Annotated in this window: 16 protein-coding genes; 1 reads left to right on the top strand and 15 read right to left on the bottom strand. The window is 53.1% G+C overall.

The features are described 5' to 3' along the window. Nucleotides 1-24: 24 nt before the first annotated feature. From AC5E51_RS01860 to AC5E51_RS01790, 15 genes are all read right to left on the bottom strand, one after another. Nucleotides 25-936 (bottom strand): hypothetical protein, encoded by a 912-nt coding sequence (locus AC5E51_RS01860; protein WP_068436191.1) that lies wholly within the window; start codon nucleotides 934-936, stop codon nucleotides 25-27. 37 nt (nucleotides 937-973) lie between these two features. Beyond that, nucleotides 974-3,322 carry a phage tail protein gene (locus AC5E51_RS01855; protein WP_491778019.1) on the bottom strand — a complete coding sequence of 783 codons (2,349 nt, stop codon included), beginning with the start codon at nucleotides 3,320-3,322 and terminating at the stop codon, nucleotides 974-976. Next, nucleotides 3,322-5,583: a putative baseplate assembly protein gene (locus AC5E51_RS01850; protein WP_491778018.1), complete on the bottom strand. Its 2,262-nt coding sequence runs from the start codon at nucleotides 5,581-5,583 to the stop codon at nucleotides 3,322-3,324. Before AC5E51_RS01850 ends, AC5E51_RS01855 begins: the two co-directional genes overlap by 1 nt. 15 nt (nucleotides 5,584-5,598) lie before the next feature. After that, a complete protein-coding gene (locus tag AC5E51_RS01845) occupies nucleotides 5,599-5,994 on the bottom strand; it encodes a GPW/gp25 family protein (protein WP_068438512.1) in 396 nt (131 codons plus the stop codon). Beyond that, nucleotides 5,991-7,700, bottom strand: coding sequence for a hypothetical protein (locus AC5E51_RS01840; RefSeq protein WP_491778017.1), 1,710 nt, complete (start codon nucleotides 7,698-7,700; stop codon nucleotides 5,991-5,993). Before AC5E51_RS01840 ends, AC5E51_RS01845 begins: the two co-directional genes overlap by 4 nt. A gap of 13 nt (nucleotides 7,701-7,713) precedes the next feature. Continuing rightward, nucleotides 7,714-8,352 (bottom strand): phage baseplate assembly protein V, encoded by a 639-nt coding sequence (locus tag AC5E51_RS01835; protein WP_491222229.1) that lies wholly within the window; start codon nucleotides 8,350-8,352, stop codon nucleotides 7,714-7,716. Beyond that, nucleotides 8,349-9,401 carry a phage late control D family protein gene (locus AC5E51_RS01830; protein ID WP_491778016.1) on the bottom strand — a complete coding sequence of 351 codons (1,053 nt, stop codon included), beginning with the start codon at nucleotides 9,399-9,401 and terminating at the stop codon, nucleotides 8,349-8,351. The genes AC5E51_RS01835 and AC5E51_RS01830 overlap by 4 nt, the downstream gene beginning before the upstream one ends. 5 nt (nucleotides 9,402-9,406) lie before the next feature. After that, nucleotides 9,407-9,571 carry a hypothetical protein gene (locus AC5E51_RS01825; protein ID WP_175607895.1) on the bottom strand — a complete coding sequence of 55 codons (165 nt, stop codon included), beginning with the start codon at nucleotides 9,569-9,571 and terminating at the stop codon, nucleotides 9,407-9,409. 32 nt (nucleotides 9,572-9,603) lie between these two features. Beyond that, complete coding sequence (locus tag AC5E51_RS01820; protein WP_491778015.1) at nucleotides 9,604-10,482, bottom strand: CIS tube protein; 879 nt, start codon at nucleotides 10,480-10,482, stop codon at nucleotides 9,604-9,606. Then, nucleotides 10,479-11,012 carry a phage tail protein gene (locus tag AC5E51_RS01815; RefSeq protein ID WP_491778014.1) on the bottom strand — a complete coding sequence of 178 codons (534 nt, stop codon included), beginning with the start codon at nucleotides 11,010-11,012 and terminating at the stop codon, nucleotides 10,479-10,481. The genes AC5E51_RS01820 and AC5E51_RS01815 overlap by 4 nt, the downstream gene beginning before the upstream one ends. After that, nucleotides 11,005-12,504 carry a hypothetical protein gene (locus AC5E51_RS01810; protein WP_491778013.1) on the bottom strand — a complete coding sequence of 500 codons (1,500 nt, stop codon included), beginning with the start codon at nucleotides 12,502-12,504 and terminating at the stop codon, nucleotides 11,005-11,007. Before AC5E51_RS01810 ends, AC5E51_RS01815 begins: the two co-directional genes overlap by 8 nt. A 7-nt stretch (nucleotides 12,505-12,511) precedes the next feature. Next, nucleotides 12,512-12,973 (bottom strand): phage tail protein, encoded by a 462-nt coding sequence (locus AC5E51_RS01805; RefSeq protein WP_068435592.1) that lies wholly within the window; start codon nucleotides 12,971-12,973, stop codon nucleotides 12,512-12,514. Nucleotides 12,974-13,035: 62 nt separating this feature from the next. Beyond that, nucleotides 13,036-15,186 (bottom strand): phage tail sheath subtilisin-like domain-containing protein, encoded by a 2,151-nt coding sequence (locus AC5E51_RS01800; RefSeq protein WP_491778012.1) that lies wholly within the window; start codon nucleotides 15,184-15,186, stop codon nucleotides 13,036-13,038. Nucleotides 15,187-15,207: 21 nt separating this feature from the next. Continuing rightward, nucleotides 15,208-15,990: a hypothetical protein gene (locus AC5E51_RS01795; protein ID WP_068435588.1), complete on the bottom strand. Its 783-nt coding sequence runs from the start codon at nucleotides 15,988-15,990 to the stop codon at nucleotides 15,208-15,210. Next, nucleotides 15,990-16,577: a Pvc16 family protein gene (locus AC5E51_RS01790; RefSeq protein WP_068435586.1), complete on the bottom strand. Its 588-nt coding sequence runs from the start codon at nucleotides 16,575-16,577 to the stop codon at nucleotides 15,990-15,992. The genes AC5E51_RS01795 and AC5E51_RS01790 overlap by 1 nt, the downstream gene beginning before the upstream one ends. 632 nt (nucleotides 16,578-17,209) lie before the next feature. Between AC5E51_RS01790 and nadA the strand changes: the two genes are divergently transcribed. Next, on the top strand, nucleotides 17,210-18,247 hold the full coding sequence (gene nadA, locus AC5E51_RS01785; RefSeq protein WP_491778011.1) for a quinolinate synthase NadA: 1,038 nt from the start codon (nucleotides 17,210-17,212) through the stop codon (nucleotides 18,245-18,247). Nucleotides 18,248-18,250: the final 3 nt, after the last annotated feature.

The following is an 18,250-nucleotide window of genomic DNA, read 5'->3' as shown; positions in this document are numbered from 1 at the left end:
GTCTCCTTGCGCTCTGTGAGTCCGTTAGTTGTTATTCTGTGATTGGCGATTCAGCCAGGCGAGTTGGCTGGGCGTTGTTAAAAACGGACGCACAAGATTATTAATCTGGATTCGCATCGGGTTGATAATCGGGTCTCCGGGTTGGCTGGTTTCAATCCGGATCCGGGCAAGCAACAGTCTTGCGCCAGCATCTAATTCATCAGCGAGGTTCGTTGTGCTGAGTCCACTTCCATCGAGCGCATGAAGCAGTCGGGCATGCATCTTCAGCTGAGCCTCAGCTTCGGGGCTGGTGGCTGTTGCAGCCTGCAGAGTCTGCGTTTCAATACTGCTTAATGGCGGCATGGCATCACTGACGGGTTCGTGACTGGACCACGGGTGATAACGGTCATCCTCGGGTGGCAGTCTTTCGGGGATGAGTTCCAGCTGAACACTGTCGGCAGTACGAGCCGGTTGAACGGCGTCTGTACTCAGATTGAGTTTCCGGGCTAATACCGGCTGGCGGGCAATCGCGCAGTCTTTGTGACGGATACAGACTTTAAGCCACAATACTTCTGGCCCGCCGTCATAGCCTTCGAGCAGGTGCGCTTCCGATTGAGCTTCAACCCATTGTTTCAGATCTATGCAGTAAGCTTCGTGCAGCATGACTTCGCGGCCAAGCCCATCGATGGCGACGCCGGGGCTGACATGCAGACGCACACTGACGTCGTCGTTGGCATCCGGGTGAGTCTCTGGCGTCATAGTGACGTTCAGACCTGCAAGGGTACCGAAGCCCTGTAGCCAGTACTGGTGACGTGTCAGCCTACGGCGATGATAGGCCTGCTCGTCACGGGTTGCTTCAAGCCCAAGCATCATGCCTGCTTCGTAAGACACCCGACGCAGGGGCTCAGCCAGTTGGTCGTCCTGTTCTAGCGTCGGTAGATCATCCATCTCAGACATAAGGCCTCCTTTTAACTCTGCCTTTAATTTTGTGTTATCAACTCAGGCGTTGATTGATGTCGCTGGGTGAAAATGCCAATGGGTTCATCAGCAGATCGGTACGACCAATATGGGTTTTATTAATCTTCACTTGCTCATAACCCGGGCGTTGCTCAAGCCAGGTATCGATACTGAGAAGAGGTGATGTCCCTAAAATAAAGGGTTGTTCTGTTTCGATAATTCGCCATTGAAGGTGCGCGGGTAGTTGCGCTTCCAGCATGGATTCAATTTCCTGACGTTGCTTACGGGCATCGCCGTGCAACAGGATGCTTACTCTGTGCGCGTATTTCTCGAAGAACTCAGTCACGGCCTGACGCTCATCTTCTGTTGCTATCTCTGGTGCGAACAGCGCAAGGAATTCTTTGGCGCCTATTTCAGAAAGAATCAGGCTGTCACCCACAATGCTGTTCCCACTGATTCCGGTACCAAGCGTAAGCGGGTGATCTGAATCATCCATGTGTACCCCGAGAATGGTGGCCATGGTTCTGCGCAGGCGGAAATTCTCAGTCACGACCAAGCTACCATTCTGAACGCCGCCATCTGTGACGATATCCAGCGCAAGATTCAATGCGGGCAGGGTGCCTTTGCGCTGTTGTATCAGGGTTGCGTTTTCCAACCAGCGGCGACGGCGTCGCTCTGGCCAGTGAGACGGAATTGCCTCTCCTACACTCTGTGCCAGCCAGTTCAGATTTCCGGTAGGCGCCGCCATCGGGTGAAGGAGCTGGTCTGCTGCCGCGACCCGGCCCTCCAGGGGGGTGAGAATACTCTCGAAGCTCGCCAGCAGACGCTCCCTGACATCGGCACCGTTAGCAGGGCCGATTGAATTTTCGGGCGTCGGGCTTTCTTCCTGACGAAACAGTTCAGGGAGGTACGCTTCCTGATAGGAAAACCGCGGAGAATAAACGCGGATGGCATGAATCTCTGGGGTCCTCCGGCCACTGCCAGTCAGATGCAACTGCAGTTGCAGATACCGCCCTTCGAGGTTTCTGACCCGCCCCTCCGGGCGTTGTAGGAGAACCTCGAACAGTCCGTGTCGATCTTTTTCATAACCTGATAATGCATTCTGAAAAGGATGCTCTGAAGGCAGAGGGTTCCATACTGGAGCAGGCTGCATGTGAATATCAGCCTGGCTACGGGCGTCTTCATCATCGAATACCCGTGCACCAATTTCTATGCTGCAGCCAGCAGGGATACAGGCATCAATATATACCCTGTGCCAGACAGTACCGGGCGTGCCCGAGTCCAGAACTTCCCGGAGCAATGCTGAGGCGCTGTCTTCATAGCGTGGCTGGCGCAGTACATGCAATTCACGCGGTCTTGGTGAGAACCCCGGATAATCGTCATCTTCTGGCGCTTGATAGCGAAGCTGACCGTCTGCGCTACTGGCAAAACGAGGAACCGCGAGGTTGACCATGGGGTAGCGTTCGTAAATCAGCCGGGCAGACCCTGGCCCATCATCACCGGATGCCTCAAGGCGAACGACCGGACAGTCCCGCTGAACGAAGCCAGGATCATCACTTTGTCTCGGAGCCAGTAAAGCGAGGCGACCCTGGCCAGCCAGACCAATATCAATAGCAAACGGACAATCCCCGTCGACAGAGTAGGTATGCAAGGGTGAGGCTGGGTTATCGGTCAACGAACGAGCAAGTATTTGCTGGCTCCCTGCGCCGTTGTGCACTAACACGTAAAGGTATTGCTCGTCGCAGCATAAGCCTAATGGCGACCAGCCTACCGGTAGCTGCTGTTGCCAGTGGCACGTCAGTGGTGCAGGGTTAATTACTTCTGGTTCGAAGCGCGACGAATCAGGCGCGTAGGGTGCGGGCAGAGGTTGCCCATCGCAGAACATCAGACTGGTCGCAGACACCACCCAGATACGTTCTTCGTTATCTACCTGGCTTCGCACGGGTTCTTCAGGCAGGGTGCAGCTCGTTAACCAACGCTTGCCCAGATGAAATACGGTCAGTCCATGCAGTTCATTTTTATCTGTGTAAGGCAGCGCCATGCGACCGCTCGAATTCAGCGTCATATCGGTAAACTGGCAGCCCTCGGGACATGAGAAACTTGTTCCCGTGTCGTGATCCAGTGTTTCCCAACCGCGCCCACCGTTGCAGATTACAGTATCGCCGTCGTTGTTGAGCAGGGCGACCTGATAGTGTTGATCAACTGCCATGGGGGCGGCGTTCTGCCATTGCGTCAGAGCATCGGCCTGAGTTTCCGGAAGTCGCAACGATTGTTTCTGCCGTAGCATTAACGCCTGTTGACCAGGGTGCCACTCCATTCTGCTGGAGCCTTGCCGCAGTTCATCTTCGGTACGAAGTAAAAAGTAGGGAGTATTGTTCGCGTCCATCAGCACACATCCGGAACAACAGGTATCGCAATTTCGTAGTCGCCCTGATCATCGCCAGTAAGACCGTCGCGAATTCCTTGAGGGAATGGCGGTAACAGATGGTTGGCATTACTGCCGTGTCCATTCGGCGAGCCCGGTGATCCGTCACCAGCAGAACCACTGGCGCCCACGTAAATACCAGCAAGTTCAGGAAGTTGGAAATCATCGAGCATCAGGCTCTCATTTGCCGTTAGTCTGCGCCATGCTGGTTTTCCTTCGTCATTCGTGCCCTGCGCAAATATTGAAATTGCATTAACCGACAAAACGCCGGGGATACGTGCCGCCTGAGTCATTAATTCATTCGCGCGGACTGTCGCTCCGACAGGCCAGCCGGTACCTTTACTTCCACCCGGAGCGAGAGGCGACAGATATTGAGTGACGGTTTCGGCTACTGCATTTAATGTTTCGCGTTCGGTGGATGGATCCCGGACTGTGACCAGAATACTGACCGCCATAGGTACAAATTGCGGGCTGAGTACGTACAGCTCGGTGCCCACCATGCAGCGGTTAATCAAATAATTAAAAACGTCTTTCAACAGTCCACGGGTAGGGCGAGGCCAGTTATTAATGCTGACGTCTGTCGGCGGCAGTACAAATATACTGATGGCTCCGGGAACGTCGCGTTGCGCTGCGGCGAGCGTTGCGCCGGGTAAAAAGCCTTCTTTTACTTCGGCACGGGCAACCGGACTGACTGGGTTGTTCAGGCAGAGCGCCTGAAAGTCGGTCGCGGTAACAGCGCGGTTGCGGTGAGTGAGAAACTGGGGGATACGGCTCTCGGCCTGAGCGAGTGACTCGGCATCGCGACCGCCGCTCAATGGCCACTCGTGACGCACCCGTAAACGGGAGCTGCCATCAACGATCTCTTTAATTTTCCCTGCGGGGAGATTACCTGCGCTTCCTCCTCCCGAACGATAGGATGCGATCCGTACGCGAGCACCTTTGGGGGGGCGGAAACCAGAATCCAGACCATCGCCAAAATAGACAAGACCCGATGCTGCATCGAGGCGATAAACCCGGGCATCCTCACCTTGACCTGACGTGAAATCCATACCACGCCAGGTCGACCAGACACCATTTTCTTCGACCTGAAGCTCCAGAGATGCAGCATCAATATCTGTATCTGGAAGTTGAAGCACCTGCTCAGGCAATCCTGTGCCTGTGCCGATCAGTAGATCATTACGTTGCCCCTGAGCGACGACATCGACCGCATTAATGGTGAGGTAAGCAAGCTTCAGGTCGGGTTCATCAGGAGAGCGAAGGCGGACCCAGAAGGCCACTCGCTCTGCGGCCTCATCGTCCTCAGGAGCCGGGGGCAAACTGCTCGTACCGTTAAACATCGGGTCTGCATTAGCAAAACCACTGAATAAATCCGGATTCGCCGGTAACCTGAGTGTAACAACACCGGTTTTACGCCCGCCCATGGAGGAGTCACGGATAACATCCAGAGGGAGAAAACGGGTTTTTCCGTCTGGCGTTTCAGACATCAGCTCCCAGACCAGATGACGCGGATACAGGGTACTTTCACTGTCGACGATAAAGTCTTCTTCCTGAAGCGAATCTGCAGGGGCTATTCCAACATTAAGCCGCAGTCCTGAAAAAGACGAGCGCAGTGCGGTCATCTGATCTGATAAGGGTTTCGGTGCAATACAAGCCAGGTAGAAACTCTTATCCAGTGTATTACCAATACTCAGGGTTTCCTGCCCCAGTGAAAACTGGCGGGCGCGAAACGGTTTAGGCATCTCGCCTGCACGTAATCCGTACTGTTCGTGGAGATCCTGGAGTGTCATCCCCATGGCTTCGAGATCGCCGGGGCTGAGCAATTCTTTAATCAATACACTCAGACTCAGGCAGGTAGGCTGCACTTCGTTGGACGTCGATAATGTGACTTTCCCGGCACGTAGCTGACTCCCCGCCGGAAGATAATCCTGTAACGTCAGACTGTTAGGGCTGGCATCAATCGCTACAAAGCCAGTCGCAGGTACCGCCGGGCGAACAGGAATCTGGAGGAGGTTTAAAAAGACTTTGCGCTGGCGTTCAGGAATAAGGTTGGCGCGATAAATAATGGTCTCGGTAAGCCAGGCAAACAGGTCAACAAATGCATGTACCGGATCTCCCGGTGCAATTTGGGTAAGCTCCGGCAAGTGACCGGCAAGGCGTGTTCTGGCTTCAGCAACCAGATCATCAAAGCGGCGATCGTCCAGATTTGGAACAGGTAATGGCATAGCCGTAAATCCTCCTTACACGCCCAGGTTCAGGCGTAACCCCAGCGACGCTGGGGTCTGGTTATGTCGTAGACGGTAACGAATATTGATGTGCACTTCGGCCAGGTTGTCTTTTGCTGTCGTGACATCGACGCCGTCTACCTGTACGCGTGTCTCCCACACGGACAGTGATTTTTTTACGACGCCAGCAATCAGGTTGCGGGTCGTTTCATTGTTAGGCTGATGAATAAACTTGAGCAGCCCAGCGCCAAACTCCGGACGTTGAATACGTTCGCCGGGGCGGGTTAGTAGAATATTGAGCATATTCTCGCGAATACTGTTGTCGTCTTCCGACCAGCTCAGGCTGCCATCACTGTTAATTGAACCCAGAGGCCAGCTGATTACTTTAGGTACCGGTGTACGCAGCGTCATCCATCAGATCCTTTTGGCATTTTCGGGAAGGGCAGGCAGACTTTTACCCACGGCATCCAGAAGAAAATAATATTTAGCAGCGACACCATGATCATTAACAGGATCATGGCTACGATGGTGATAACAGGCAGGCTGAAAGAGCATATCCATTGAATGCCTGCTCCGAGATCAAAATTGCCACTGACTGTGTCTTCGCTGATGCCTTTTTTGAATTTAAGCGAGTTGACCAGAGAGAAGGTGTCTCCCGGTGTCAGGATGCTTGCGCCTTTGGCCAGACCACGTTTTAAATCGCGCATTGAGGGCATTGGAATCAATGAAGGGCGACTCGCCTCCGGGTCAAACGTGGCAGCGACACGGAAGGTCGTTGACTGAGAGTTCTGGTCAGCCCAGGTAATCTGCTCGTGCCGCTCGTCATTGACGGATCTGACGAAGGGAATAATCCGGAATAAATCGTCAGGTCCCTGAGCAAATTTCGGCAGTGGAATTTCGAGTGAGGTTGCCAGAGTCAGATCACGCAGGCGTTGACCGAGTGAAGAACGCATGGATTCCGCCTGACTCTCGGTAAATGCCAATGAATCGCTAAGGCTTCCCTGGCCGTTATGAAGTGGCAACTTAGGAATATTGCCAAGGCGATTCATGCCACCCACTGCATCAGCCAGATCGCTGACCTGAGCGGCCCAGCGTACCAGGGGATTATTTTCTTTATCGGCAAAGCACAGGCGCAGGTAGTCAATCAGGCTGGTGCTGCGGTAAACGGGAATAAACTCTGCGTGAGAGAAGTCGAATGGGTTATGAATACCTGTGCGCATTTTCTGCATTTTCGGTAGGTAAATCGGAATACGTCTCCAGGCATCAGGATCATAGAAATAGATTTGATCACACAGGGTTTCGAGTTGTTGGTTATCCGCTCTGTCTTCCTCTCCGAGGTGATAGCGATGGATCAACTGCATTAAGAGTTCTGCAAAGGCCGCGGTTGGCCGACCACGGTCAAGGTGAATGCGGTCCTGTTCAGGGTTCCATGTCTGGTTCGCCCCATTTGAATAGCCAAATGGCCAGGGCAGGTTTGCAACGGCAAGATTATTAATTTCCTGAACATCACTGGTATCAAACTGAACGTTTCTTTCGTAATAGAAGCCACCCAGCGGTACATATCCAAAGAGCAGGGTGCGGCACTTTCCCTTGCTGTCTTTGACTTTAACAGGGTGAAGTGGGTGTACTTCTTCACCGCTGAATACAGGGGATGAGGTGCGTTTTTGCAGTAGACCGTTAGGGCATAGCCGGCGGTTGATATCCGGATCAGCTATGGGGCGTTGGCGGCTTTGCCATCCTACTGCTTCCCCTTCTTCTATGATCCAGGCCTGCTGTCCTGTTGGTTTTTCTTTGCGGATCACAAAGCCCGCCGAGCTGATTTTCTGTGGGTCCAGTGCTGGCATTCCTGGTCGGTGACAGACAACCTCGCAGCAGACAATATGAAAGGCACGGTGGGTCGGTAGTCTGAGCACGGGGTGTCTATCGTGGTGACTGTGGCGTTCTTCCTCTAACCAGCGGCCGAACTGAACGGCATTAAACCGCTGTTGCTGAATATCCTGCTGAAAACGATTAATAAAATCAGGGTCAAGGTAGCGTAATAACGTCGCTTGCTGGCCATCCTCGAAGAAGGCGGGCTGGAGTTTTACATCGTGCAGAGAGTGTCGTTTATTCATCATTATTTATGCCCCTTTACCAGATGTTTCCGGCACCCGGTGTGTAGGTCGTCCCTACTACGGAGGTGGCAATGATGGTGTCGCACTGTACGACGCCGCTGAATTTAGACATGCCAGCGTCGACCTGAACCATGGACGCACTGACGTTTACGGTAGCGGCGTTGATATTCACCGGCCCTGAGCTGTCGATATCGATACTCGATGTGCTAAGCGTTACGGTTTGTGTGCCTCTCTCGATACGAATCTCGCCACCACTGCTTTCATCAATGGTGATGTTGTATCCAGAGCGTGTTGTCAGGGATGCTTTAGGCTCCTCATCACTGAATTCAAATACCGTTCCTGATGGTGTTTTAACTGCGTATTTTTCTTCGACGGGAGTGGCTTCTTCGGGCTGACTTTCTGCGCCTTGCCAGACACTTCCAAGCACCATGGGCATGTCGTGACTGATAAAACTGACGACGACGATTTCATCGAGGCGCGGTAAGAAGCTGGTACCGTAATCCTGACCTGCTGAAGGCACGACAACACTGGCCCAGAGTTCGAGCGAGCTGGCCTGCATTCTGACTTTGACGCGCCCGCGTCTGTCCGGGTCCTGGTTATCAATGACCTGGGCTATCTGTAAGGCCTGTAATTGTCCGGTGGAGTGCGTATTCATTGCGTACTCCAGTCGGCTTTATTTACTTTCAGATGTGTTTCAAATCCAGAACGTCGATCAAACCTGTGCGTGCAGTGAATAACCTGATATTTACCAAGCAGCCTTGAGGACACACCGCTCAGCTCGATCTCGCGGCCTGAGGTCAGTTGTGGAATGCCCTGACATGCGATATCACCAGATATAAACCGCTTAGCCTGACGTTGAAAATGTGCCTTAGCGTAGGCTTCTGCTTCGGCCTGAGACCGGGCAAATGGGTGAGGCAGAATCTCCTCGCCATCCCAGGATAACTGATTGAGGCTTTCAGCAGCCGAGGTCTCGCCCGGAGCTGGTGTCATACTGTCGCCATCGAAATTTACTTCCTCAGCCGTGGCGAGGTTGTAGCCCTGAGTACGTGATTGGGTGACCTGATGATTGAGATCGGCCAGCAGGCGCAGTTGTAAAATATTGTCCTGAACATCTAACGCAACAGGCGAGTTGTCTTCCGCTTCAGGCCGGGCCCGCAAACTTGATCCATCCAGACGCGGAGAGATATCGAAGCGCTGACAGAGTCGCAGGATAAAGGCGAGATCACTCTCATTGATCTGATGCCAGGTATCGGTAATAGCAGATACCTGAATGTCGCTTTGCAAGCCAGCGTCACTGGCGATGCTTTGAAGTATGTCGTCAGGAGACTGATCTTCCCAAGCCTGGCTGCGGCGATGACGAGCGAGGTGATGGAGTTTATCCTGCAGTAATAGCGTAAGTTGAGGAGCACCCTGGCCATATTCCTCTTCAACTGCGGTAATTTCGCCACTGAAAATGAGTTCGGGCTCGGGCTGGCCGATATGAATTTCAATCGCTGCTCCGGGCAGGATATCGCTGAACAGAAAGTCCGGTTCCTGGGCGTCTTTGCTGAGTCCCCAGTTGTTCACCTGTAATTCCGCATGTGCACATCCGCTAAGACCCAGATTAACCACCATGCTGCCAATTGCATCGCTCAGGTCTTCACGGTTTTCTCCGTCGACGTTGATCGCCGGAGCACTGCTGTAAAATGCCTCAGGAATCCCCATTGCTATTAATCCACCTGCAAGCGATCTTGGCGCTGTTGTTGTTTTTCAAGCAGACGCAGCATGTCCTGCGCGACCGGCGGCACAGTTTGCTGGGATGATGGTCGTTCTGCTGCCGCTTGAACAGGGGTTGCAGGTACATCCGCGATAACTTCATCAATGATGACGGGCATGGTTCTCCCTTCCTTTGAATATCGACGTGAATTTATTCAAAGCCAACTCCGTTATCCGCTTTAATCCGTGATTTAACAGAGGTGGAAATCTTTGCTTCTACGTTAACAGTGACGGCAGCTTTCAGTGCTGCTGACAGCCCGGCTCGTGGCTTACAATCTGGCGTAGGCGTCGCTAATACAGGTACACCGGGCATACGTGGATTTTCGATGCCGTTGTACTCTGCGGTATCACGCCAATTGTTTTTGCCTTCACTCGGGCCCGGAACAGGTTCTGTTTCCTGCTCTTTAGCTTTCGGTTTTGCCGGGGGCTGATTGTTGTCTGGATCTCCCGGGTTATCAGGTTTCGCTTCTGACTCAGCATCCGTATCTTTTCCGCGGGGTGACAGCTGCGGCATGGCTGGTTTTGTAGGATCTGAGAAGTCGCTTGTCTGGCGGAACTGAAAGCGGTCTTCTTTCATTTTCAGTGCCAGCTTGGCTCTTAGCGGGGTACCGCCCGGTGAAAAGTAATCCAGCGTTTCATCGTAGCTTTCGATCATACCGATAAATTCGAACGCGCCCCATTGAAACAGGCATCGTTTAGGGGCCTTTAGGTCGCTGCCCGATTTTTCTGGTTGGATAAACTGTGTTGCTATTTCACCCGTCAGGTTACGAACGTCTGAGCCCTGCTCGTAATTCGCATCTTCTTCTTTCCGTGTGGTGTCAAAAATCAGTTCAAGGCTCAGGCTGGATGAGCTTTTTTCGACGAACTGAGCGGCACTGCTACTGCCACTTTGTTCGCTCGCTTTCAGTGTGTTGGACAGATTTATTTTCAGAGTCACCGGATTAAACTGCACATCAATGGCGTTCTCCATATCCGGTTCATCATTTTCTCCCGTCACCGGGATTAACTTACCGCGCTCAGGTACCGTCATGGCAGAGCCCCCTGAGTGTCAGAGTTCGCTGCGGAAGATTGATCATCCGCCTGCTTAGTCCGTTCGAGCTCCAGCCCTTCGTGAACCAGCTGTACTTCTTCAATCGCGACCTGGCTTGCGGTTGAGTTCAGGTCGGGCCCTTTAAACTTGGTTGCCATCACTCCGGTGAGCTTCCACGTCATAACCGGATTGTCTTTACCGTCCTGGGTCTGGTGCCCGAGAACAATAATTTCACCGCTGAGGCGATACCCGTAATTTGCACCACGTGTGGTTGCATCAAACCAGCTCCATAAATCATTGACGCTGGTAACTCCGCGTTTGAGTGTCATGGGCGCAAATTTGGTCTGACCCGAGCGGTGAACTTCGCCCCAGTTGCGGCCACCTTCCTGAAACGTTTTGGGTTCCATAGTCAGCTCAAAACCGCTGACTTCGCTGAACTTTCCGGAGCACAATAATGTGTTCTGCTCTGAGTCATACAGATTGACTTTAAACCGGAAAGGAACAAATACATCGGCAAGAGGGTTAGGCACTTTGCACCTCCGTCTGCCAGTCGGTACCCGTGTTTGTAAACGTCAGGCGAATCCGGTCAATAGGAAGTGCCGGTGCAATTTCTATTTCCAGAAGCAGAGTGCTTTCACCTGCTGGAATCTGACGCAGGCTAAAGGCGTGTTCTGAGCGTTCTCCACGCAAAGCCCCCCTTTGCCAGAGCTGCCGCAAAAAATGTTCGATCAGGAGTTTCGGCCGCGGGTCGTTAACATCGGAATTAAAAACGAGTTGCTCACCAAATTGGCGTAACTGACGGCGTAGATACCCCATCAGCCGCATTAATTCTGCGGAGCGATATCCGTCAAATCTTTCCAGGCTGGCCGCGTGTCGATAATCATCGGCAGGCAGCGCAGGTACGCAAAGCCGTTCATCGTCCAGTTCGACCCGGTTGTTACGTAATTCAAGAATCGAAATCCCCGGCGTTTCCCTGAGACTGACGACACCAGCCCGCTTCATGCGAGGGTAAGGTAGGTTTTTAGACACCATGGGCTGCCCGGCAATAGATCGCCATGGACCTGCCGACCTGGCAGTCGCCGCCTGTTTTCCAGATACAACACCAAGGGGTGAGAGTAGTGCTCTTCCCTGGCCACGAAGGTAGGGGTAAAAAAACTGTACCTGCCGCAGATGATGCGCAGCATCGGACAGCTGCATGTTGGTCAGTAGTTCAAGAGCCTCCGGATCGGCATCCGGACTGTCGATCTCATTGGCGTAGGCGAGAGGTAGTGTCAGCAGGCACTGAATATCCGGACGATAGCGGCTAAGCCAGTGCAATATTTCCCGCAAAACCCGCTGAAATTCTATCGGCTCCGGAAGATCATCCAGCGCCATTTCTGAGGTATTCCGCCGTTCGCGATGATCGTCATCGAGAGATTGAGAGCAGGGTAAAAATGCTGGCTCTGGATTATCCAGACGGACACGAGGAACGTCGGGCAGCCGCGCCGGAATCTGTAGCCGCTCGAGATCGGGCAGACAGATAGAGCCCACAGAGGGCACTGCAAGCAGAGTCGCAATCCCTCTCAATGTGCTGGTGTCGGTCAGATCCGTACTTTCAGCCGCGAAAAAGCCTTGTTGTGATTCTTCTTCAGGTATTACTACGATCCAGAGTCGATGACCTCCATTAGCAAAGAAATCTTCGACACAGGGAGCCAGCCAAGCGAGGTTTCCTGCCAGTGAGCTTCGATACTGTGCGGGCGCGCTGACTGCATCCGGAAAAATATCGTGAAACTCAGACGCTGAATGCAGAGGGAGCGGTAAATGATACAGGGAAGCACAGGCCGGATTGCTGAGGATCTGATCAATGACCTCCCCGAATCCTGCCTGACGAATAGCTGCAAGAGCATCTTTCAGCGCGAGTAACCGCTCAGGGCGTACACGCCCCGGGCAGTGTCCGAGCATAGCGACTTCCAGCGGCAGCGCAGAGTCGTTCTGCGGCCTGGGGGTCAGCTGAATACGTCGTGCCAGTAAATCCTGCATCATTGAAGACTTATTCCTGCTCGATATGCTCAACAGACAGAACAAGTTCTTCCATCGCAACATCACTTCCGCCCTTGGCGGTTAATGTTGGGCCTGTCCATTTAATCGGCATAGCGCCGCGCAGTTTCCAGGTCACGACTGCCGCGGAGCTGGTTGGGTCTTCGTTTTTTAATTTGATCGTAACGTCGCGCTTGGACATCACGTTACCGCCACGAACTTCTTCTAACCATTCGTAGATATTGCCAGCGCCGATGACTCCACGTTTCAGAGTGACGTCCCCGGTTTTGTGCAATGCGGGCACTTTGTTGACGTAATTAACGGCTGAATTACCGTTGCGGTATTCGGCGACCGTGACTTCGGCGTTCAGACCAGAAACTTCTGAGAAGCCTCCAGCGACCTCACCTTCGGTGCCGTCGTCCAGGTTGACCAGATAGTTAAAAACGCCGTAAGGGGTTTCACGAAACTGTGCCATGATTTGATTCCTTCTTTAGTCCCAGCGGCTTCAGCAGAAGCCGCTGTCGGGATGAATATTGTTTAGCTATCGGCGGTTTTCTGACCGATGCGGAAAATCACAAACTCTGCTGGTTTCAGAGCGGCGACACCGACCTCACAAACCAGGCGACCGTTGTCGAGATCGTTCTGAGTCATGGTGCTCCGGTCACAACGCACGAAGTAGGCTGTTTTCGCAGTGCCCAGCAGGCGGCCGTTTGCCCATTCGTTGTAAAGGAAGTTTTCGATGGTAATCCGGACGTTGTCCCACAGGCGTTCGCCGTTAGGCTCGAAGACGACCCACTGAGTGGATTTCTCGATAGAACGTTCGAGGTACAGGAAGTAGCGACGTACATTGACGTACTTCCACTCAGGGTCACTCGACAGCGTGCGGCCGCCCCAGACACGATGACCACGACCAGCGAAAGAACGCAGGCAGTTCACACCGGCTGGGTTAAGCAGCTCCTGCTGGAACTGGTTGATTTCCTGAGTGAAGCCCAGTGCACCAATCACAGGTTCATTGGCTGGTGCTTTGTGCACACCGCGTTGAACATCTGTGTTGGCATAAACGCCGGCGATAAAGCCTGCAGGTGGGAGATTCACCGTAGGCTGAGTGCCACGAGGGTCAGCGGCAACGACCCATGGGTAGTACAGTGCAAGGCGGCTGTCGTCGAAATTGGAGCGGAATTCGCGCACCTCAGAAAGTGACATCCCTTCACGGCTGTCGACAATACCGACGCGGTACCGCATCTTGCGGCAGTGTTTTTGCATTTCGGCGACAATCGCCTGGTGATTTGTTTCATCGGCAGCGGCCGCCGGGCACATCACGATTGAAATGTCTTCGATATCTTCAAACGCAGCAAAGCCCGTGCTGCCGTTCACTTCGTCAGATTCACCACCGTAATTCACTGCAACCGGAGTGCTGCCATCATCGCCACCGGACAGAGTGATCAGGTAGCGTGGGCCTTCAACGGACATCGGCCCTGGGTTCATTGCCCCTGAGTCGAACATGTTATAAAGCGCAGCAATGATCTGATCACCGGTGACACTGTTTGCCAGTGTGCAGCTGACGGGGCTGGTAAGCTCGTCGTAGCGCTTCGCAGGTGATGCACTCATGACATTACTCAGGCTGTTCTCAGCGTCCGGTGCAGAGGAGATGTCGGCGTAGGTGTAAATAACCGCGCCGTCGGCACCGCCATTGCGAACGTTAATGTTAAACGAACGCTGAACCATCATGGCGCGAACACTGCCGGGGGCTGCTGCCAGTGCGCTCAGGTAAAGTTTGATTGGGGCTCCTACGACGGCCGGATTGCGCGAAGAGTCTTCGATTATGAACTCGGTTCCTGCGGCGTTCAGCGTGCCATAGAGGGTCGTCAACGTCCCCCAATCGCCTTCATGAAATCCATTCAGTCCTGCGATCTCACTCAGCGAGAGCACAGCCTCGGTCCCGTCAGCAAGTGCACCGCTGGAGGGTCTGCGAGCGGTGACTTTGGTGAAGGTGACGCTGGTTGAGCCATCGTTCACCAGTCCTGCAGCTTCGAGACCATAATCGCCAACTTCAATATCCGTTACATCTACGCTGTCGCCATTCGTATCGGTAATCACTGCGAGGTCGTCGACAATTTCATACTGGCTACCGGCTTTACGAACGAGTCCGCGGAAATCAAATGGGTGGGCTCTTGCGGAGGTGTCTGCGGTGGTTGCTGTGTTGGTCAGGCCTGTCGCTTCAAGGAACACCACCTCACCGTCAGCGGGGGCGCTGGTGATCACAGAGAGCAGAAGGTTCTCACTGTCGCGCCAGTCCAGTTCCAGAGTCAGGTTACCCATGGCGCCGGGGAAACGGCTGGCAAAGGTGACATGGTTGTTAGTGTCAGTTGCTGAGGCGAATCCCGACGCAGGTGTGCTGAAGTTAGCAACCCGAGAAACAAACAGTTGTTTACCACCGCCATCGAAGAAGGCTTTGGCTGACAAAGCCGTGTGGTTCAGTACCGTTGAGCCAGAAAAACTCAGGTCCTGAACATCGCCGTAGATGCGGGTGAATTCAGCGAAGCTGGTAACAACCTCAGGCTTACCCCGCAGCGGACCGGTACGGGTCGGGCCTGCTATGGCGGCGACACTTGTGCCCACGCCTTCGATTGATTTGGAGCGAAAGCTCACTTCCTCTACAAACACACCCGGGGCTAAGTATTCAGGCATGGTCTTCTCCTTTCAGACGGGTCATACAGGTTTCAGGGCAAGAAAACTCCTGCCATCAGACCGCAGGGTTAAAATGTCACCGGGTACTACTGAGAATCCGATGGTTTGGGAAAAACTGGTGCTGTTCAGCTCGCCAACATCAAGCGAGCTGAAGGTGTCGGGGTCAGCGGGAACTTCACTGTCAGTGTCGAGCCTGCCGACTACTTCGAGGGTAGCGCTGTAATCACTCACGCCTTCCGGTAATGGTGGAAGACGAAGGAAGGGCAGTAACAAGTCGCCATGTTGATCTGTCTGTCCCCGGTAGGTTTGTGATCCCAACCCGGGGATGGCGACGGTTACTGTCACAATTGCCCAGGGAAGCGCTGAATCGTCCGCGTCGCGTGCCAGCGTCATACGAAGTCCGCCGGCAGAGTTAAAACGCACGGAAACCGGCGAAGGGTAGAGCACAATCGCATGCCCGGTCGGAGGGGCATCGCCAACGGTCAGAGAGAAGGTGCGCGGCAGAAACATGCCCTTGGGGGCACGAGCCACACCGGCAAATGTGTAGGTGCCTGCGGTAGCAAAATCTTTATCGCCTCCGGTTGGTCTGCCTGAGACAAATGAATCAATCGAGTGTCGCCATAGGACAGTCTTTCCTGCGCCTTCGCGAATATGAAGGTCAGAAGGCTTTTCAGTAATTTCGGTGCGGATCTGACCGTTGACTCTGCGCATGGCAGACACGCTTTCAGCAGAGCTGCCATCGAGCCAGAATATCTGGTCACTTCCGTGCAGAATGGTGGATTCGAGTACATTCACCGAGCGCATCAGACCGTTCCTCCTGATATAACCCGCGTAATCAACGGACTGCCTTCCGTGCGCTGAGGCTGCAATCTCAAGCGAACGGTTTTTGCAACGTACGCCATAGTGGAGGTGTAAGGGGATTCAAAAACATCCCAGATTCTCATCAGGTCTTCGGTCGATGTATCTTCGGGAATGATGGTCAGAATTTCTGACTCTCCCCACTCTGAGTCTGCCGTTTGCAGGTGAGAAATATCAAGCTGAGTCTGGTTGGCAAGCTCCACTATCGCCCAGCTCATCAGGTCTGCTTCAATGGCGGCGCTGTTCGCATTGGCGATCAGCAGGAAATGCAGATTCAATGGCAGCTCGGCACTGGCATCGGATGTATCAGTGCCCTTCGGTGCAAAGTATCGGCTGCGACCGTGATCATCGATGGTCATTCTGTGGAGATAAATACCCAGCAGGTTGCCGGTCAGCCGGTTAGCAATATCAGCACTACCGAGTACTTCGACTTTGGCATTTGTAGGGCCATCGCTAAGCTCACTGGGTAGACGGCTTTTAAAAAACGCCTCCAGTGCGGTCAGAACGCCTTGTACTCCCTTGTACGATGCCATGCAGTCTCCTTTGCTGCGTTACCGACCAGTTCAGAAGGTCTGCCTCTATGGTCGGGCAAAGATAGAAACACGGTAAAAAATAAGGGGTCAAGGGCTATTTGGACTATGGCGACATTGCCTTGAAGGCGCAATATGACTAGTTGTTTTGATGTCTGAATAACCTGAGTAATTGTTTATCAAAACACACTTTTCAGGACTGATTACTGGTCAGTATTCCGGGTTACGAATATATTTCTCTAAATTAATCAGATGCTTGCTATAAAAGGAATGTCATCCCTTGGGTGAGCCGCTTCTCAGACTCCCAGATCCTGTTTTTCATTCTTCTATGCAAGATTCTTGTCTGTTTATTGATCAAAGAATGAGACGGTGTGCGTCATCTATTTGTCATCGGGGAACAGGTTTTTTTTATATACTGGCGCTCAAAGTCTAGGTGTTTTTTCATAATGGGCCAGAGACTGAAGGGCTCTTATCGCATTCGATGGCAGTTGCGTTACCAAGCTACCTATTGTTAAACGTGGTTGAAATTTCACCAATTGCACCTATTTAAGAAGAGTGTGGTAAAATTTCGCGCTTATTTTTTCTCTGCGCTTTGTGATCTGAGCGCTTCACCGTGATGAACTGATTCGATAGCCATGACTCTGACCCCGGAAAATGTAGTTCGTGAATACTGGGCCCGCAGCCAGGAACCCCGCAGTGACGCTGAAAAGGTGGCGCTGATAGAAGAAATCCGTGCACTCCTTAAACAGGAAGATGCGGCGATCGTGGCTCATTACTATACCGACCCTGAAATTCAGGCATTAGCCGACGCTACCGGAGGCTGTGTTTCCGATTCTCTGGAAATGGCTCGTTTCGGTCATGATCACCCAGCCAGTACTCTATTGGTTGCCGGCGTTCGCTTTATGGGTGAGACAGCGAAAATTCTGAGCCCGGAAAAGCGGATCCTGATGCCGACACTGGAGGCAACCTGTTCACTGGACCTTGGTTGTCCGGCAGAAGAGTTTTCTGCTTTCTGCGATCAGCACCCTGATCGTACCGTCGTTGTTTATGCCAATACCTCGGCCGCTGTGAAGGCGCGTGCAGACTGGGTGATCACTTCAAGTATTGCTTTAGATGTCGTCCAGTACCTCCATGATCAGGGCGAAAAACTGATCTGGGCGCCTGATAAGCATCTGGGGTCCTATATTCAGAAGCAGACCGGCGCAGACATGATCCTCTGGGACAGTGCTTGTATCGTTCATGACGAATTCCGTTCTAAAGGTGTTCAGGACCTTAAAAATGTACACCCGGATGCTGCAGTGCTGGTGCACCCTGAATCACCAGATGCGGTGGTCGCTCTTGCCGATGTCGTTGGTTCGACCAGTCAGTTGATTGCTGCAGCACGTGACCTGCCAAACGATACTCTGATTGTCGCTACCGACAAAGCCATCTTCTATAAGATGCAACAGGAAGCACCGGGCAAGTTGCTGATTGAGGCACCGACGGCGGGGAATGGTGCGACTTGCCGAAGCTGTGCTCATTGCCCGTGGATGGGAATGAACCAGCTGGAAAATATCCGGGACGTTCTTAAAAATGGCGATCAGGAAATTCTGGTCGACGAAGGTATCCGCCGTAAAGCGGTACGCAGCCTCGACCGCATGCTCAACTTCCGCAAGCCTGTCAGCGCTGCCTGACGG

It is taken from the genome of Thalassolituus sp. (assembly GCF_984348125.1).
This window is presented reverse-complemented; position numbering and strand designations above follow the sequence as displayed.

Bases quoted from the DNA above. Each gene is read 5' to 3' on its own strand.
- AC5E51_RS01860 (WP_068436191.1), bottom strand. From the start codon at position 936: ATGTCTGAGATGGATGATCTACCGACGCTAGAACAGGACGACCAACTG.
- AC5E51_RS01855 (WP_491778019.1), bottom strand. From the start codon at position 3,322: ATGGACGCGAACAATACTCCCTACTTTTTACTTCGTACCGAAGATGAA.
- AC5E51_RS01850 (WP_491778018.1), bottom strand. From the start codon at position 5,583: ATGCCATTACCTGTTCCAAATCTGGACGATCGCCGCTTTGATGATCTG.
- AC5E51_RS01845 (WP_068438512.1), bottom strand. From the start codon at position 5,994: ATGACGCTGCGTACACCGGTACCTAAAGTAATCAGCTGGCCTCTGGGT.
- AC5E51_RS01840 (WP_491778017.1), bottom strand. From the start codon at position 7,700: ATGATGAATAAACGACACTCTCTGCACGATGTAAAACTCCAGCCCGCC.
- AC5E51_RS01835 (WP_491222229.1), bottom strand. From the start codon at position 8,352: ATGAATACGCACTCCACCGGACAATTACAGGCCTTACAGATAGCCCAG.
- AC5E51_RS01830 (WP_491778016.1), bottom strand. From the start codon at position 9,401: ATGGGGATTCCTGAGGCATTTTACAGCAGTGCTCCGGCGATCAACGTC.
- AC5E51_RS01825 (WP_175607895.1), bottom strand. From the start codon at position 9,571: ATGCCCGTCATCATTGATGAAGTTATCGCGGATGTACCTGCAACCCCT.
- AC5E51_RS01820 (WP_491778015.1), bottom strand. From the start codon at position 10,482: ATGACGGTACCTGAGCGCGGTAAGTTAATCCCGGTGACGGGAGAAAAT.
- AC5E51_RS01810 (WP_491778013.1), bottom strand. From the start codon at position 12,504: ATGATGCAGGATTTACTGGCACGACGTATTCAGCTGACCCCCAGGCCG.
- AC5E51_RS01805 (WP_068435592.1), bottom strand. From the start codon at position 12,973: ATGGCACAGTTTCGTGAAACCCCTTACGGCGTTTTTAACTATCTGGTC.
- AC5E51_RS01800 (WP_491778012.1), bottom strand. From the start codon at position 15,186: ATGCCTGAATACTTAGCCCCGGGTGTGTTTGTAGAGGAAGTGAGCTTT.
- AC5E51_RS01795 (WP_068435588.1), bottom strand. From the start codon at position 15,990: ATGCGCTCGGTGAATGTACTCGAATCCACCATTCTGCACGGAAGTGAC.
- AC5E51_RS01790 (WP_068435586.1), bottom strand. From the start codon at position 16,577: ATGGCATCGTACAAGGGAGTACAAGGCGTTCTGACCGCACTGGAGGCG.
- nadA (WP_491778011.1), top strand. From the start codon at position 17,210: ATGACTCTGACCCCGGAAAATGTAGTTCGTGAATACTGGGCCCGCAGC.